15 protein-coding genes and 3 tRNA genes are annotated in these 15,637 nt (G+C 70.5%); 10 read left to right on the top strand and 8 right to left on the bottom strand.

Features of this window, described 5'->3' with window-relative positions; all coding sequences use genetic code 11:
• Nucleotides 1–117 precede the first annotated feature (117 nt).
• Complete coding sequence (locus tag ACFYPJ_RS33325) at nt 118–1,206, top strand: Leu/Phe/Val dehydrogenase (RefSeq protein ID WP_389025235.1); 1,089 nt, start codon at nt 118–120, stop codon at nt 1,204–1,206.
• Between the two features lie 404 nt (nt 1,207–1,610).
• Entirely contained in the window at nt 1,611–1,862 is a 252-nt protein-coding gene (locus tag ACFYPJ_RS33320) for a DUF3073 domain-containing protein (RefSeq protein ID WP_389025233.1), read from the top strand.
• A 111-nt stretch (nt 1,863–1,973) separates the two neighbouring features.
• On the opposite strand, the gene purM is transcribed toward ACFYPJ_RS33320, so the two are convergent.
• The 8 genes from purM to purS all read right to left on the bottom strand — a co-directional run bounded on the left by purM (nt 1,974) and on the right by purS (nt 10,345).
• A complete protein-coding gene (purM, locus tag ACFYPJ_RS33315; RefSeq protein ID WP_389025231.1) occupies nt 1,974–3,038 on the bottom strand; it encodes a phosphoribosylformylglycinamidine cyclo-ligase in 1,065 nt (354 codons plus the stop codon).
• Between the two features lie 30 nt (nt 3,039–3,068).
• Entirely contained in the window at nt 3,069–4,598 is a 1,530-nt protein-coding gene (purF, locus tag ACFYPJ_RS33310) for an amidophosphoribosyltransferase (RefSeq protein ID WP_389025229.1), read from the bottom strand.
• Between the two features lie 84 nt (nt 4,599–4,682).
• Complete coding sequence (locus tag ACFYPJ_RS33305; protein ID WP_389025227.1) at nt 4,683–5,513, bottom strand: META domain-containing protein; 831 nt, start codon at nt 5,511–5,513, stop codon at nt 4,683–4,685.
• A 34-nt stretch (nt 5,514–5,547) separates the two neighbouring features.
• Complete coding sequence (locus ACFYPJ_RS33300; RefSeq protein ID WP_389025225.1) at nt 5,548–6,345, bottom strand: sterol carrier family protein; 798 nt, start codon at nt 6,343–6,345, stop codon at nt 5,548–5,550.
• A gap of 163 nt (nt 6,346–6,508) precedes the next feature.
• Nucleotides 6,509–6,640, bottom strand: a complete 132-nt coding sequence (locus ACFYPJ_RS33295; RefSeq protein ID WP_389025223.1) for a hypothetical protein — start codon at nt 6,638–6,640, stop codon at nt 6,509–6,511.
• Between the two features lie 476 nt (nt 6,641–7,116).
• Nucleotides 7,117–9,375 carry a phosphoribosylformylglycinamidine synthase subunit PurL gene (gene purL / locus ACFYPJ_RS33290; protein WP_389025221.1) on the bottom strand — a complete coding sequence of 753 codons (2,259 nt, stop codon included), beginning with the start codon at nt 9,373–9,375 and terminating at the stop codon, nt 7,117–7,119.
• A complete protein-coding gene (gene purQ, locus ACFYPJ_RS33285) occupies nt 9,372–10,076 on the bottom strand; it encodes a phosphoribosylformylglycinamidine synthase subunit PurQ (protein ID WP_389025219.1) in 705 nt (234 codons plus the stop codon). Before purQ ends, purL begins: the two co-directional genes overlap by 4 nt.
• Nucleotides 10,073–10,345 carry a phosphoribosylformylglycinamidine synthase subunit PurS gene (purS, locus tag ACFYPJ_RS33280; protein WP_055707133.1) on the bottom strand — a complete coding sequence of 91 codons (273 nt, stop codon included), beginning with the start codon at nt 10,343–10,345 and terminating at the stop codon, nt 10,073–10,075. The genes purQ and purS overlap by 4 nt, the downstream gene beginning before the upstream one ends.
• Nucleotides 10,346–10,654: 309 nt before the next feature.
• Between purS and ACFYPJ_RS33275 the strand changes: the two genes are divergently transcribed.
• The 8 genes from ACFYPJ_RS33275 (at nt 10,655) to ACFYPJ_RS33240 (ending at nt 15,616) form a co-directional block, all read left to right on the top strand.
• Nucleotides 10,655–10,972: an Lsr2 family protein gene (locus ACFYPJ_RS33275; RefSeq protein ID WP_389025217.1), complete on the top strand. Its 318-nt coding sequence runs from the start codon at nt 10,655–10,657 to the stop codon at nt 10,970–10,972.
• A 123-nt stretch (nt 10,973–11,095) separates the two neighbouring features.
• Nucleotides 11,096–11,167, top strand: a tRNA-Gly gene (locus ACFYPJ_RS33270).
• Between the two features lie 74 nt (nt 11,168–11,241).
• Nucleotides 11,242–11,314: transfer RNA gene (locus tag ACFYPJ_RS33265), tRNA-Gly, on the top strand.
• A gap of 219 nt (nt 11,315–11,533) precedes the next feature.
• Entirely contained in the window at nt 11,534–12,565 is a 1,032-nt protein-coding gene (locus tag ACFYPJ_RS33260) for an ABC transporter ATP-binding protein (protein ID WP_389025215.1), read from the top strand.
• Nucleotides 12,562–13,416, top strand: a complete 855-nt coding sequence (locus ACFYPJ_RS33255; protein WP_389025214.1) for an ABC transporter permease — start codon at nt 12,562–12,564, stop codon at nt 13,414–13,416. The genes ACFYPJ_RS33260 and ACFYPJ_RS33255 overlap by 4 nt, the downstream gene beginning before the upstream one ends.
• 108 nt (nt 13,417–13,524) lie before the next feature.
• Nucleotides 13,525–14,907 carry a histidine kinase gene (locus tag ACFYPJ_RS33250; protein WP_389025212.1) on the top strand — a complete coding sequence of 461 codons (1,383 nt, stop codon included), beginning with the start codon at nt 13,525–13,527 and terminating at the stop codon, nt 14,905–14,907.
• Nucleotides 14,904–15,518 (top strand): response regulator, encoded by a 615-nt coding sequence (locus tag ACFYPJ_RS33245; RefSeq protein WP_389025210.1) that lies wholly within the window; start codon nt 14,904–14,906, stop codon nt 15,516–15,518. Before ACFYPJ_RS33250 ends, ACFYPJ_RS33245 begins: the two co-directional genes overlap by 4 nt.
• A gap of 22 nt (nt 15,519–15,540) precedes the next feature.
• Nucleotides 15,541–15,616, top strand: a tRNA-Gly gene (locus ACFYPJ_RS33240).
• Nucleotides 15,617–15,637: the final 21 nt, after the last annotated feature.

Raw genomic sequence — 15,637 nt, 5'->3', positions numbered from 1 at the left:
ATCCTGAACACTGTACGGATGGCGGGCGGCCCAGGCTCTACGCTCGTGCCACGGCACCCCGCCACCCCTACGGGAGCCGCGTCTCCACCCGCCGCTACTTACCCGGGAGTCACCACAGTGACCGACGTGACCAACGGCGTCCTGCACACCCTGTTCCACTCGGACCAAGGTGGACATGAGCAAGTCGTGCTCTGTCAGGACCGTGCCAGCGGACTCAAGGCCGTCATCGCCCTCCACTCCACCGCCCTGGGTCCCGCGCTCGGCGGAACCCGCTTCTACCCGTACGCGAGCGAGGAGGAGGCCGTCGCCGACGCCCTGAACCTCGCACGCGGAATGTCGTACAAGAACGCCATGGCCGGACTCGACCACGGCGGCGGGAAGGCCGTGATCATCGGCGACCCGGAGCGGGACAAGACCGAGGCACTGCTGCTCGCCTACGGGCGCTTCGTGGCCTCGCTCGGCGGGCAGTACGTCACCGCCTGCGACGTCGGCACCTACGTGGCCGACATGGACGTGGTGGCTCGCGAGTGCCGCTGGACCACCGGCCGCTCCCAGGAGAACGGCGGCGCGGGCGACTCCTCCGTACTCACCGCCTTCGGCGTCTACCAGGGCATGCGCGCCTCGGCCCAGCACCTCTGGGGCGGCCCTTCGCTGCGCGGGCGCCGGGTCGGCATCGCGGGCATCGGCAAGGTCGGCCGGCATCTGGTGCGGCACCTGCGGGACGAGGGCGCCGAGGTCGTGATCACGGACGTGCGCGAGGACGCCGTACGCCACATCCTCGACCGCTACCCCAAGGGCGTGACCGCGGTCGCCGACACCGAGGCGCTGATCGGGGTCGAGGGCCTGGACGTGTACGCCCCCTGCGCGCTCGGCGGCGCGCTCAGCGACACCAGCGTGCCCGTGCTCACCGCCAAGGTGGTCTGCGGAGCCGCCAACAACCAGCTCGCCCACCCGGGCGTGGAGAAGGACCTCGCCGACCGCGGGATCCTCTACGCGCCGGACTACGTGGTGAACGCCGGCGGCGTCATCCAGGTCGCCGACGAGCTGCACGGTTTCGACTTCGACCGCTGCCAGGCGAAGGCCGCGAAGATCTTCGACACCACGCTGGCCATATTCGCACGCGCAAAGGACGACGGGATTCCGCCGGCTGCCGCGGCCGACCGGATCGCGGAGCAGCGGATGGCGGAGGCGCGCACCCGGCACTGAGCGACCCGCGGGGCGCGGGGTGCTGTGCGGTCGTACGCGTACGGGAGCCCTCGGGGCCGGGGGTGCCTGTGCGGCCCCGCACAGTGGCACGGCCCGCACCCCTTAGGGGACGGCTCCGATCGCACACACGAGCGGTACCCGCCGGGCGGAAGTTGGAGAGAACTCTCACTTCGTCCGGCGGGTCGCCCCCCGATAAGTGGTTAAAATCGCCATTGACCAGCGAGGACGGGGCGCCTCGAAGGTCCGGTGCACACGCGCGTACTGCGGGCGACGTACCGTATGGGCGCGGGCTCAGGTACCGTGGGAGCCCTACGGACCGGCCTCTCTGCGGAGAGTCCGTTCCGGATCATGAACGCGTGTCAGACTCTGGGGCCGTCGAGCCCCGTCGTTGAGGGGGTCGAGCCATGGGGCGCGGCCGGGCCAAGGCCAAGCAGACGAAGGTCGCCCGCCAGCTGAAGTACAACAGCGGTGGGACGGACCTCTCACGCCTGGCCGAGGAGCTGGGCGCATCGACGTCGAACCAGTCGCCGAACGGCGACCGCTTCGAGGAAGATGGGCAAGACGAGGAATTGTATTCACGCTACGCCGACCTCTATGAGGACGACGACGAGGAGGACGAGGACGGCCAGTCCTCGCAACACCGTCGCGGCGCGTGACGCTTGCAGCAGCGGTCCAGCCGCTTCTACCCGGTCCGGGGCGCTTAGCGCCGGGCCGGGTTTCGTGCTGTCGTCACAGGCACCCGGCCCCGCATGGTCGCCGGACGGGGACTACGCGTAGTCGCCCACCAGTTCCGCACCCGTGGTGTGCTCGCCCCGGTCGGTGATCTCACCGGCCACCCAGGCCGGCACCCCGCGGTCGGCCAGGGTCGCCAGCGCCACGTCCGTCGACTCGGCCGGCACCACCGCGATCATGCCGACGCCCATGTTGAGCGCCCGCTCCAGCTCCAGGCGTGCCACGTCACCGACGTTGCCCACCAGGTCGAAGACCGGGCCGGGGGTCCAGGTGGAGCGGTCCACGACCGCGTGCAGGCCGTCCGGGATCACCCGGGCCAGGTTGGCGGCGAGCCCGCCGCCGGTGATGTGGCTGAAGGCGTGCACCTCGGTGGTGCGGATCAGGGCCAGGCAGTCCAGCGAGTAGATCCTCGTCGGCTCCAGGAGTTCTTCGCCGAGGGTGCGGCCGAACTCCTCGACCCGGGCGTCGAGGGACAGCCGGGCCTGGTTCAGCAGCACGTGACGGACCAGGGAGTACCCGTTCGAGTGAAGCCCGGACGCTGCCATGGCGATCACCGTGTCACCCGTGCGGATGCGATCCGCGCCCAGCAGCCGGTCGGCCTCCACGACGCCCGTACCGGCGCCGGCGACGTCGAAGTCGTCCTCGCCCAGCAGCCCGGGGTGCTCGGCCGTCTCACCGCCCACCAGGGCACAGCCGGCCAGCACACAGCCCTCGGCGATGCCCTTCACGATGGCGGCGACCCGCTCGGGGTGCACCTTGCCCACGCAGATGTAGTCGGTCATGAACAGCGGCTCGGCGCCGCACACCGCGATGTCGTCCATGACCATGGCGACCAGGTCGTGGCCGATGGTGTCGTAGACGCCCAGCCGGCGGGCGATCTCGACCTTCGTGCCCACGCCGTCCGTGGCGGACGCCAGCAGCGGCCGCTCGTAGCGCTTCAGGGCCGAGGCGTCGAAGAGGCCGGCGAAGCCGCCGAGGCCGCCGAGGACCTCGGGTCGCCGGGTCTTCTTCACCCACTCCTTCATCAGCTCGACGGCGCGGTCGCCCGCTTCGATGTCGACGCCCGCGGCTGCGTAGCTGGCACCAGTGGTCTCAGGCATGACTGTGACTTTCGTGTCGTACGACAGGTGTTACGGGCGACGGATAGCGTCCACCGCGGCCGGCACGGCCGGGCCTGCGGCCAGCTCGGTCTCCAGGAGCTGCTTGCCGAGCAGCTCGGGGTCCGGCAGCTCCATCGGGTACTCACCGTCGAAGCAGGCGCGGCACAGGTCCGGCTTGGCGATGGTGGTCGCCTCGATCATCCCGTCGATGGAGATGTAGGAGAGGGAGTCGGCGCCCAGCGAGACGCCGATCTCCTCGATGCTCATGCCGTTGGCGATCAGCTCCGCGCGGGTGGCGAAGTCGATGCCGAAGAAGCAGGGCCACTTGACGGGGGGCGAGGAGATCCGGATGTGGACCTCGGCCGCGCCCGCCTCGCGGAGCATGCGGACCAGGGCGCGCTGGGTGTTGCCGCGCACGATCGAGTCGTCGACGACGACCAGGCGCTTGCCCCTGATGACTTCCTTGAGCGGGTTCAGCTTCAGGCGGATGCCGAGCTGGCGGATGGTCTGCGAGGGCTGGATGAAGGTCCGGCCGACGTAGGCGTTCTTGACGAGGCCGGCGCCGAAGGGGATCCCGCTCGCCTCCGCGTAGCCGATGGCGGCGGGGGTGCCGGACTCCGGGGTCGCTATCACCAGGTCGGCGTCGGCGGGGGCCTCCTTGGCGAGGCGGCGGCCCATCTCGACGCGGGAGAGGTACACGTTCCGGCCGGCGATGTCGGTGTCCGGGCGGGCCAGGTACACGTACTCGAAGACACAGCCCTTGGGCTTTGCTTCCGCGAATCGCGAGGACCGCAGGCCGTTCTCGTCGATGGCCACGAACTCGCCGGGCTCGATCTCCCGGACGAAGCTGGCGCCCGTGATGTCGAGGGCGGCGGTCTCGGAGGCGACCACCCAGCCGCGCTCCAGACGGCCGAGCACCAGCGGGCGGATGCCCTGCGGGTCGCGGGCCGCGTAGAGGGTGTGCTCGTCCATGAAGACGAGCGAGAAGGCGCCCCGGACCTTGGGCAGGACCGTGTGCGCGGCGTCCTCGATGGTCAGCGGCTTGCCGTCGTCGTCGACCTGGGCGGCGAGGAGCGCCGTGAGCATGTCGGTGTCGTTGGTGGCCGCGACCCGGGTCGAGCGGCCGTTGGTGTCCTTCGGCAGCTCGGCGACCATCTCGGCGAGCTGCACCGTGTTGACCAGGTTGCCGTTGTGGCCCAGGGCGATGGACCCGTGCGCCGTGGCACGGAATGTCGGCTGGGCGTTCTCCCACACGGAGGCACCCGTGGTCGAGTAGCGGGCGTGACCGACCGCGATGTGACCCTGGAGCGAACCGAGCGAGGTCTCGTCGAAGACCTGGGAGACGAGCCCCATGTCCTTGAAGACGAGGATCTGGGAGCCGTTGCTGACCGCGATTCCCGCGGATTCCTGACCCCGGTGCTGGAGGGCGTAGAGCCCGAAGTACGTGAGCTTTGCGACCTCTTCGCCCGGAGCCCAGACACCGAAGACGCCACATGCGTCCTGGGGGCCTTTCTCGCCGGGGAGCAGATCGTGATTGAGTCGACCGTCACCACGTGGCACGGCACCGAGTGTAGGCGAGATCGACCACTGGTCCGAATTGGCTAACGGCTCTCTGATGCCGCGACGGCATCGGCCCGCCCTGCCTCAAGGTTCCGCAACCGCACTGAAGCTCTCGCCGTTTTCCCTGGTCAGCGTGAGAATGCGGTGATCGATTCGGTACTCGGCCGAGCCGCCGAAAAAGCGCAGCAGGCGCCTTTCCACATGCATGAGTGAGGCGTCGCACATCATTCGGGTGGTGACGGGAGTGCCCAGAGTGATACGGGAGTCGCGGACCGTGGCATCGGCGGACACGCTGTTGCAGCCGAGGCGGCCGGTGACCTTTCCGTTGTCCTTACCGAGGACGAGGTAGGCCGTGGCGCCCCGGGGCAGGGAGGTCGCGGTGCCGTCCGCGCCGAATGCCGTGATCGTCCACTTCGTCCCGCGCAACGGGGCGTCCGGCTCGTCGGTCAGCCGGACGGTGTCCCCGGACCGGCTGGTGAGGACCAGGTCGCCGCCGCGCACCCGGGCGGTGAGCGGGTCGTCGGCGAGGGTCCGGGCGAGTATCCGCTCGAAGCCCATGGGGTCCGCCGGGCCCTTGGGGTCCCTGGGGTCCTTCGCACACGCCATCATCGTCGTCTCGGCGTTGCCGACGCGGAGCCGGTCGCCGTCGAAGGCGGCCGTGGCGCTGAACTGGTTGCAGCCGTAGCTGCCCCGGATCCGGCCGTCGGAGAACTCGGCGTAGGTGCCGGCCGGCGCGCGCCGGGTCGCACCGTCCGCGGTGACGCTGCCGACGTTCCAGTGGACGCCGGTGACGGCCTCCCGTACGGAGCCGGATCCGGAGTCGGAGCCGCCGTCCGCGCGCTCGCTGCCGCAGGCCGCGAGCGGCAGCAGGGCGACGGCGGCCAGGAGCATCGTTCGCTGCCTTTTGCTGTCCATGGTGCTTCGACGCGGCAGCCGCGCCGTCGGTTCACTACGCCATCAGCGGCAGCAGCCCGCCGAGGTCCGCACGCTCCCCGCTCGCGCTGACCTTCGCGTCCGCCAGGGCGTCCGCCCAGGCCAGCCGCCCGCCGGCCAGCCGGATCCAGGTGAGCGGGTCGGTCTCGACGACGTTCGGCGGCGTACCGCGGGTGTGCCGGGGGCCTTCGACGCACTGCACGACGGCGTACGGCGGGATGCGCACCTCGGTGGAGCCGCCGGGGGCGCGCACGGCGAGCGCGTCGGCCAGCAGCCGGGTGGCCGCGGCGAGGGCCTGCCGGTCCTGCGGCACGGTGAGGCCGGGCACGGCGGCGTTCAGGTCGTCGGTGTGGACGACGAGTTCGACGGTACGGGTGACGAGGTAGTCGGTGAGCGGCAGCGCACCCGCGTTGGTCTGAAGGAGACGGGTGCCCGGGTGGGCGTCGAGCTGAGCGCCGAGGTTCTGCTCGACCTCGGCGAGGTAGGCACCGAGGTCGGGGTGGCGCTCGGCGAGCTGCCGGGTGAACGCGTCGATGGCGGCGGCGTTGGTGGAGGTGGCGAACGGCCAGTCGAGGAGCGTGCCCTCCGGCCGCGGCGGCTCCGGCCGGTCGAGCGAGCGCCCGACGGCCGTGACCGCCATCCCGATGTGCGCGACGAGTTCGCGCACGGTCCAGTCGCCGAGCCGCGTGGGAAGGGCGAGCTGCTCGGGGCCGAGCGTGCGGGCGGCCTCCCGTACGTTGCCGAGCTGGGCGAGGACCGCCGCGCGGGTTCTGGCGGGGTCGTAGGTCCGGGTGCGCTTCTTGGCCGGTGGCATGGCGGTGAGCCTAGGCGCTCCGCGGGCAGCACCACGATCTGCCGGCGCTCTCCCCCGAATTCTCGGCTCCGCTCGAACCGGGGTACACCGCGTCAGCGCCTCGATCCCTCGAACCGCCAGTACCTGATCCGCCAGTACCTCGAACGGCCGCTTCCCCGACCCGTCAGTTCCTCAACCGCACCGCGAACGCGTACACCCGGGTGATCTGGCCACTGCTGTCGTTGTCGTCGGAGACCATGTACAGCGGGCGCCAGTCCTTGTACTTGCCGGACGTCCAGGGGGCACCGAGGGCCATGCCCTCCGCGTTGTCGACCAGCGGGTGGAGGGTCGACGACGCCCCAGTCCCAGTCCTTGGCCGTGCGCTCGTTCACACCGACCTGCCGGGCAGCCACCCGACGCGCGACACCAGCGGCCCGAAGCCGCTCGTACTCGTCCCGCCGAGAATGCCTCCGCGGCAGGCGCACCGAGCTCCGTCCGGCCTTCCTGGCCCAGCCGAAAGCGGTGTTCCGGTTCACCCCCAGCTCACACGCCACCACGGTCACATTCCCCACGACATCCAGCCGTGCAAGGAAACGCTCCCGCAACCCAGCAAGATCGTCCCGCCCAAAGCCCACAGTCCTCGCAACTCCCACAGATCACGGGTGTTGCGAGGACCGTTAGAACCCAAGAAGACGGGCGGGGCCGGCGGGGCCTTTACACGCCGACGAAGCCGGGGCTCACCGGCGAAGCCGGGGCTCACCGGCGAAGCCGAGGCTTGCCGGGCCATCCGGTCTAGGCGAGCAGCGCCGGGATGGTCCCTTCGTGGTCCTCGCGCAGTTCGGCCAGGGGCAGTTCGAACTCGCCCTGCAGCGCCACCGTGTCACCGTCCACGACACCGATGCGGGCGACCGGAAGGCCGCGGGCACCGCACATGTCGTTGAAGCGGACCTCCTCGGAACGCGGTACGGCGACGACCGCGCGGCCCGCCGACTCGGAGAAGAGGAAGGTGAAGGCGTCCAGCCCGTCGGGTACGACCAGCCGCGCGCCCTTGCCGCCGAGCAGCGCCGACTCGACGACCGCCTGGATCAGACCGCCGTCCGACAGGTCGTGCGCGGAGTCGATCATGCCGTCGCGGGAGGCGGAGATCAGGATCTCGGCCAGCAGGCGTTCGCGCTCCAGGTCCACGGCCGGCGGCAGACCGCCGAGGTGGTCGTGGACCACCTGGGACCAGGCCGAGCCGCCGAACTCCTCACGGGTGTCGCCGAGGAGGTAGAGCAGCTGGCCCTCCTCCTGGAAGGCGACCGGCGTGCGGCGGGCCACGTCGTCGATGACACCCAGCACCGCCACCACCGGCGTGGGGTGGATGGCCGCCTCACCGGTCTGGTTGTAGAGGGAGACGTTGCCGCCGGTCACCGGCGTGCCCAGCTGGAGGCAGCCGTCCGCGAGGCCGCGCACCGCCTCGGCGAACTGCCACATCACCGCCGGGTCCTCGGGCGAGCCGAAGTTCAGGCAGTCGGAGACCGCGAGGGGCTTCGCGCCGGTCGCCGCCACATTGCGGTACGCCTCCGCCAGCGCCAGCTGCGCGCCCGTGTACGGGTCGAGCTTGGCGTAACGGCCGTTGCCGTCGGTGGCGATGGCGACGCCGAGGCCGGTCTCCTCGTCGACGCGGATCATGCCGGAGTCCTCGGGCTGGGCGAGCACCGTGTTGCCCTGCACGAAGTGGTCGTACTGCGAGGTGATCCAGGTCTTGGACGCCTGGTTCGGGGAGGCCACCAGGGCGCGGACCTGCTCGCGCAGCTCCTCGCCGGTCACCGGCCGGGGCAGCTTGTTCGCGTCGTCCGCCTGGAGGTCGTCCTGCCAGGACGGGCGCGCGTACGGGCGCTCGTAGACCGGGCCCTCGTGCGCGACGGTGCGCGGGTCGACGTCGACGATCTTGCCGCCGTGCCAGTAGATCTCCAGGCGGTCGCCGTCGGTGACCTCGCCGATCACCGTGGCGATGACGTCCCACTTGGCGCAGATCTCCAGGAAGCGGTCGACCTTCTCGGGCTCGACGACCGCGCACATCCGTTCCTGCGACTCGCTCATGAGGATTTCCTCGGGCGAGAGGGTGGAGTCGCGCAGCGGCACGTCGTCCAGGGTCACCCGCATGCCGCCGGAGCCGTTGGAGGCCAGCTCGGAGGTGGCGCAGGACAGGCCCGCGGCCCCGAGGTCCTGGATGCCGACCACCAGCTTCTCCTGGAACGCCTCCAGGGTGCACTCGATGAGCAGCTTCTCCTGGAAGGGGTCGCCGACCTGGACGGCCGGCCGCTTGGAGGGCTTGGCGTCGTCGAAGGTCTCGGAGGCCAGGATGGAGGCGCCGCCGATACCGTCGCCGCCGGTCCGGGCCCCGTACAGGATGACCTTGTTGCCGGCGCCGGACGCCTTCGCGAGGTGGATGTCCTCGTGCCGCATCACTCCGATGGCACCTGCGTTGACCAGCGGGTTGCCCTGGTAACAGGCGTCGAAGACGACCTCGCCGCCGATGTTGGGCAGGCCCAGGCAGTTGCCGTAGCCGCCGATGCCGGCGACGACGCCGGGCAGCACCCGCTTGGTGTCGGGGTGGTCGGCCGCGCCGAACCGCAGCGGGTCGACGACCGCGACCGGGCGGGCGCCCATCGCGATGATGTCGCGGACGATGCCGCCGACGCCGGTGGCCGCGCCCTGGTAGGGCTCGACGTACGAGGGGTGGTTGTGCGACTCGACCTTGAAGGTCACGGCGTAGCCCTGGCCGACGTCCACGACGCCGGCGTTCTCACCGATGCCGACGAGCAGGGCGTCGGACTCGGGGGCCTTCTCGCCGAACTGCCGCAGATGCACCTTGCTGCTCTTGTACGAGCAGTGCTCGGACCACATCACCGAGTACATCGCGAGTTCGGCGCCGGTCGGGCGGCGGCCCAGGATCTCGACGACCCGCTCGTACTCGTCCTTCTTCAGTCCGAGTTCGGCCCAGGGCAGCTCGACGTCGGGGGTCTGGGCCGCGTGCTCGACGGTGTCCAGAGGAGTCCGGCTCATGCGGCCACCAGCTTCTTGAGGATCGAGGTGAAGAACGGGAGGCCGTCGGTACGGCCGGTACCGATCAGCGGCTCCACGGCGTGCTCGGGGTGCGGCATGAGGCCGACGACGTTCCCGGCCTCGTTGGTGACGCCGGCGATGTCCCGGAGCGAACCGTTCGGGTTGCCGTATCCGTCGGCGGCCTCGCCGGCGGTGACGTAGCGGAAGGCAACCCGGCCCTCGGCCTCCAGCTGGTCGAGCGTGTACTCGTCGGCGACGTACCGGCCGTCCATGTTCTTCAGCGGGATGCTGATCTCCTGGCCGTCGCGGTAGTCGCCGGTCCAGGCGGTCTGCGCGTTCTCCACCCGCAGCTTCTGCTCGCGGCAGATGAAATGCAGGTGGTTGTTGCCGAGCATCGCGCCCGGCAGCAGGTGGGCCTCGGTGAGGACCTGGAAGCCGTTGCAGATGCCGAGCACCGGAAGTCCGGCCCGCGCCTGTTCGATCACGGTCTCCATGACCGGCGAGAACCGGGAGATGGCACCGGCCCGCAGGTAGTCGCCGTAGGAGAAGCCGCCGGGCAGCACCACCGCGTCGACCTGCTTGAGGTCTTTGTCCTTGTGCCACAGGGCGACCGGCTCGGCGCCCGCGAGGCGGACCGCACGCCGGGTGTCCTGGTCGTCGAGGCTGCCCGGAAAAGTGACGACGCCAATACGAGCGGTCACTTGGCGGCCTCCGCCACTTCCGCCGCTTCTTCGACCTTGACGGTGAAGTCCTCGATCACGGTGTTGGCGAGGAAGGATTCCGCGAGTTCGTGGATGCGGGCGAGTGCGGCCTCGTCGACCGGCCCGTCAACTTCCAGTTCGAATCGCTTTCCCTGACGTACATCGGAGATGCCTTCGAAACCCAGGCGCGGCAGCGCACGCTGGACCGCCTGGCCCTGGGGGTCGAGGATCTCCGGCTTGAGCATGACGTCGACTACGACGCGTGCCACTGGCACTCCCGGTGTGTGGTGCTGAGCTGGTTCCCTCAGACTACCGGCACAAAAATTCTACGCGAGTAGAGTTGTAGGAACCTACGTGACTGCCATCACGATCCCGCATCGAAGGGGAGCATCTGTGAAAAGTTCCGGGAAAGATCCTCGGGCTGGCCCGACTAAGCTATTGCCCCCGGACACGCTGAAGGATTTAGTCGGGCTTCACATTTCATTGCCGGGCACTGTACAAATGAATTGGCAATAGCCGATACTCGGCACGTCATCACAGCTGAGCTGTATGAGTGCCGCACGAAGGGACCGATATTCGTGGCGCAGAAGGTCGTGGTCACTCTCTTTGACGACATCGACGGCTCGGAAGCGGCGGAAACCATCGCCTTCGGACTCGACGGCAAGTCGTACGAGATCGACCTGAACCAAGCCAATGCCAAGAAACTGCGTAAGGCCCTTGAGCCCTACGTGACGGCCGGCCGCAAGCGGTCGAGGTCGGGCAAGGCGTACCGGCAGACGGAGGTCGCGCCCGATCCGGCGGCCGTCCGTGCCTGGGCCCAGGCGAACAAGATGGACGTGCCCGCACGAGGCCGGATCCCCAAGAAGGTCTACGAGGCGTTCAGCGCCGCGCAGTGAGCGCGGCCGACACCCGGCCATCCGCCCCTCGGCTCAACCGACTTGCGCTGTACCCCTCCTGATCAGCTAGAGTCTGGAGCACGCCGAGGGGCGAGGCCGAAAGGCCAAAACCACCTCAGTCGTGCGGGTGTAGTTCAGTAGTAGAACATCCTCCTTCCAGGAGGAAGGCGCAGTGTGCAATTCCTGTCACCCGCTCTGCATCGCCATCTGATCCGAAGGATCAGGTAAGGTGGTGCCGCACCGGTCGGTGGGAGCCGATCGGGGGCAGTGCGGACGTAGCTCAGTTGGTAGAGCGCAACCTTGCCAAGGTTGAGGTCGCGAGTTCGAGCCTCGTCGTCCGCTCGGGAATGAGACCCCGGTCCATCGGACCGGGGTTTTTTCTTGTCCCTAGCTGTTCACAGCTGCCCCCGGCTGCCCACAACTGTCCGCAGCTACCCACAGCCGTCCGCCGTCATTGCCGACGGATGTGTGCGCGCCGCTCCGCGTGGCCCTGACATTTGTCATGCCGGGCGATGACATCACGCACTGCTGCCCGGCCCGATCCGCCGGGACGCTGATGTCATGGACGACAACGAGCACGAACACGTGATTGAGGTCACTGACCTCCGTCGTGTCTACGGGGGCGGGTTCGAAGCCGTGCGCGGGATCAGCTTCTCCGTGGCCCGCGGGGAGATCTTCGCGCTGCTGGGCACCAACGGGGCCGGCAAGACATCGACGGTCGAGGTACTCGAAGGGCTCGCGGCACCGGCCGGCGGCCGGGTGCGCGTCCTCGGCCACGACCCCCACCTGGAACGGGCCGCCGTACGCCCGCGCACCGGCGTCATGCTCCAGGAGGGCGGCTTCCCCGCCGAACTGACCGTCGCCGAGACCGCCCGGATGTGGGCGGACTGCGCCGGCCGGGCACGCCGGGGGCGGGCCGGGGCACTGGCACTGGTCGGCCTGGAGGAGAAGGCCGGCGTACGGGTCAAACAGTTGTCCGGGGGTGAACGGCGCCGCCTCGACCTGGCCCTCGCCGTCCTCGGCGAGCCCGAGGTGCTGTTCCTGGACGAGCCGACCACCGGCCTCGACGTCGAGGGCCGCCGGGACACCTGGGAGCTGGTGCGGGCGCTGCGCGACGCCGGTACCACCGTGCTGCTGACCACGCACTACCTGGAGGAGGCGGAGAACCTCGCCGACCGGCTCGCGATCATGCACGAAGGACGCATCGCCACCACCGGGACCCCGGCCGAGGTGACCGCCGAGCGGCCCTCCCGGATCTCGTTCGACCTGCCCGCGGGCTACTTCCTCGGCGACCTGCCGCCCCTGGACGCACTGGGGGTGTGCGGGCACGAGACGGCCGGACGGACGGTCCGGCTGCAGACCCGGCAGTTGCAACGCGCGGCCACCGGACTGCTGGTGTGGGCCGAGCGGAGCAAGGTCGAACTGCACGGCCTCGACGTCCGGTCGGCATCTCTGGAGGAGGCGTTCCTCGGCATCGCACGGGAGCGGGCGCAGGTGCGGGAGCAGGAGCAGGAGCAGGACCGGGAACGGGAGCGGGAGCAGGTGCGGGAGCTGGAGCAGGACCCGGAACGGGAGCAGGAGGCAGCCGCATGAGCGCACGGACCGGCACGAACACCCCGGCCGCCCGCCCCGGCCCGGCGAACCGGCCGAGCGTCCCTGTCCGGCGCGGCTCCCCGTCGCTCCGGCCCTCGGCCCGGCGGCTGCGCGCCCTCGCCCGGGCCGAGTTCACCCTCCTCGGCCGCAACCGGACCGCGATGGTCACGGCGCTGCTCGTGCCGCTCGCGCTGCCGTTCAGCCTGCGGCCCGCGCTCGGCCAGACGGACCTCAAGGGGCACGGTCTGCGCATCGGCGTGGTCATGCTGACCGCGGCGATCGGCTTCACCTTCCTGTTCGCCGTGTACACGTCCGTGGTGAGCGCGTTCGTCGCCCGCCGTGAGGAACTGGTCCTCAAACGCCTGCGGACCGGCGAACTCGGCGACACGGAGATCCTCACCGGCACGGCCCTGCCCGCCATGAGCCTCGGCCTCGCCCAGGCGCTGGTGCTGTCCGTGGGCTGCGCGGCGCTCCTCGACACCGGGGCACCCAAGGCGGTGTACCTCACCGTCCTCGGTGTCCTGTCCGGCCTCGTCCTGTGTGCCGCGCTCGGGGCCCTCACCGCCACCGTCACCAGGACCGCGGAGAGCGCTCAGGTCACCGCGCTGCCACTGATCTTCGTATCCATGATCGGCTCGGGGGTCGTGATCCCCACCGACGTGATGCCCGACCGCCTGGCCGCCGTCTGCGAACTCCTCCCGCTCTCCCCGGCCGTCCGGCTGGTCCGGGGCGGCTGGACCGGCGAACTGGACGCGCCCCAGGCCCTGGGCACCCTGGGCCTCGCGCTGGCCTGGGCCTTGGTGGCGGTGTTTGCTGTACGACGGTGGTTCCGCTGGGAACCGCGGCGCTGAGGGAGGGGTGGGGCGGACTACGGCGGGCCGAGGGCGGGCGGGGGCGCCGATGTCCTTGGGGACGATGCCGGTGGACGACAACAGGCCGGTGAGCAGGGAGACGAGGAGATGAGCAAGGGGAACGGCTGGTGGCGGCGCAAGAGCACGCCGGCCAAGGTGGAGACCTACACCCGCTGGTCGTTCCACGGTTTTTCGGTGATGGAGTTCGCCGTACTCGGACTGCCGCTGTTCGGGATCGTGGATCCGGCCCTCGCCGGCTGGCTCGTCGGCATGCTGCTGGTGCACTCGGTGCTCGGCGCCGTCACCGTCTCCCACGCGCTGGACTGGGCCCGCGGCCGGCGCCCGCAGCCGACGCGGCTGCACTGGGCGTACGGCGCCGTGACCTTCGGGATCGCGCTGGCCTCGCTCGGCATCCAGGAGTACTGGCCCGGCGGCAGGGAGGTCGACGCGGCCACGGGGACGGTCTTCGGCGGCGTGCTGAGCTTCGGCGCCGGAATGATGGCGCTCGGCGTGCGCAACCGGCGGCGCGTGTTCGCGATCGTGGTCGGCTTCGCACTCGGCGCCGGGCTGGTCGCCTTCCCGCTGGGCATGCCCGCTCCCGCCACCCTGATCACCGTCCTCGCGATTCTCGTCGGGGCCGGGCTCTACTCCTTCACCTGCGTCTTCTCCGTCTGGCTGCTCAACGCGGTCTACGAACTCGACGAGGCCCGCGACACCCGGGCCCGGCTCGCCGTCGCCGAGGAAAGGCTGCGGTTCGGCCGGGACCTGCACGACGTCCTGGGGCGCAACCTCTCGGTGATCGCGCTCAAGAGCGAGCTGGCCGTGCGGCTCGCGCGGCGCGAACGGCCGGAGGCCGTGGAGCAGATGATCGAGGTGCAGCGCATCGCACGGGAGTCGCAGCGGGAGGTCCGGGAGGTCGTACGCGGCTACCGGGACGCCGACCTCGCCGTCGAACTCACCGGCGCCCAGGGCGTGTTGACCGCGGCCGGGATCGACTGCGAGGTGACGGGCGAGGCCACGGGGCTGCCCGCCGAGGTCCAGTCGGCACTGGGCTGGGTGGTGCGCGAGGCGACCACCAATGTGCTGCGGCACGGGAATGCCGGGCGGTGCCGTGTCGAGTTGGGACTGCGCGGCGGGCGGGTGGTGCTGACCGTGGAGAACGACGGACGGTCCGTGGCCACGAACGGGAGCGGTGCAGGTAGCGGCAGCGGGGGTTCCGGGCTCGCGGGACTGCGGGAGCGGCTGGCCTCGGTGGACGGGACCCTGGAGGCGGGCGCCGTCGGGACGGACGGGTTCCGGCTGGTGGCGGAGGTGCCCTTGGCGAGTGAGGGCGGCGCGACGACCGAGGGCGGCGTGACGATCAAGAGCCGTGTGACGGCCAAGGGCGGCGCCACGCCCGAGAACGGCATGACGACCAAGGGCGGCGCCACACCCGAGAAGGGCGCGGCGGCTGAAAGCGGCATGACGGCCGAGAGAGGAGTGGGGCGATGAGTTCTCCGGTACGGCTGCTGCTCGCCGACGACGAACATCTCATCCGGGGCGCACTGGCCGCGCTGCTCGCCCTGGAGGACGACCTCCTCGTCGTGGCGGAGGCGGCCAGCGGGCCGGAGGCGCTGGCGATGGCCCGCGCCCACCGCCCGGACGTGGCCGTCCTGGATCTGCAGATGCCGGGCGCCGACGGTGTGAAGGTCGCCACATCCGTGCGGGCCGAACTGCCGGAGTGCCAGGTGCTGATCGTCACCGGGCACGGCAGGCCCGGGCATCTGAAACGGTCTCTCGCAGCGGGCGTGCGCGGCTTCGTCCCGAAGACGGTCAGCGCCCAGCGGCTCGCCGAGATCATCCGTACCGTGCACGCCGGAAACCGCTACGTCGACCCGGAGTTGGCCGCCGACGCGATCTCCGCCGGGGACTCTCCGCTGACCGCGCGGGAAGCCGAGGTGCTGGAGCTCGCGGCGGACGGGGCGCCGGTCGCGGAGATCGCCGAGCGGGCCGCGCTGTCCCAGGGGACCGTGCGGAACTACCTGTCGTCCGCCGTGACGAAACTCGGGGCGGACAACCGGCATGCGGCGGTTCGTCTCGCTCGGGAGCGAGGTTGGGTATAGTTGCTCACGCGCTACGGCGCATGCGGACGTAGCTCAGTTGGTAGAGCGCAACCTTGCCAAGGTTGAGGTCGCGAGTTCGAGCCTCGTCGTCCGCTCCAGAAAGAAGCCCCCCGGCCGGT

This window comes from Streptomyces sp. NPDC006012, assembly GCF_042871185.1.
Taxonomy (GTDB): domain Bacteria; phylum Actinomycetota; class Actinomycetes; order Streptomycetales; family Streptomycetaceae; genus Streptomyces.
Note: the sequence above shows the minus strand (reverse complement) of the source record. Positions and strands in the feature narration are given on the sequence as shown.

Coding starts and splice junctions, on each gene's coding strand:
- ACFYPJ_RS33320 (WP_389025233.1), top strand. CDS start 1,611: ATGGGGCGCGGCCGGGCCAAGGCCAAGCAGACGAAGGTCGCCCGCCAG.
- purM (WP_389025231.1), bottom strand. CDS start 3,038: ATGCCTGAGACCACTGGTGCCAGCTACGCAGCCGCGGGCGTCGACATC.
- ACFYPJ_RS33305 (WP_389025227.1), bottom strand. CDS start 5,513: ATGGACAGCAAAAGGCAGCGAACGATGCTCCTGGCCGCCGTCGCCCTG.
- ACFYPJ_RS33300 (WP_389025225.1), bottom strand. CDS start 6,345: ATGCCACCGGCCAAGAAGCGCACCCGGACCTACGACCCCGCCAGAACC.
- ACFYPJ_RS33295 (WP_389025223.1), bottom strand. CDS start 6,640: ATGGCCCTCGGTGCCCCCTGGACGTCCGGCAAGTACAAGGACTGGCGC.
- purL (WP_389025221.1), bottom strand. CDS start 9,375: ATGAGCCGGACTCCTCTGGACACCGTCGAGCACGCGGCCCAGACCCCC.
- ACFYPJ_RS33260 (WP_389025215.1), top strand. CDS start 11,534: ATGGACGACAACGAGCACGAACACGTGATTGAGGTCACTGACCTCCGT.
- ACFYPJ_RS33255 (WP_389025214.1), top strand. CDS start 12,562: ATGAGCGCACGGACCGGCACGAACACCCCGGCCGCCCGCCCCGGCCCG.
- ACFYPJ_RS33250 (WP_389025212.1), top strand. CDS start 13,525: ATGAGCAAGGGGAACGGCTGGTGGCGGCGCAAGAGCACGCCGGCCAAG.
- ACFYPJ_RS33245 (WP_389025210.1), top strand. CDS start 14,904: ATGAGTTCTCCGGTACGGCTGCTGCTCGCCGACGACGAACATCTCATC.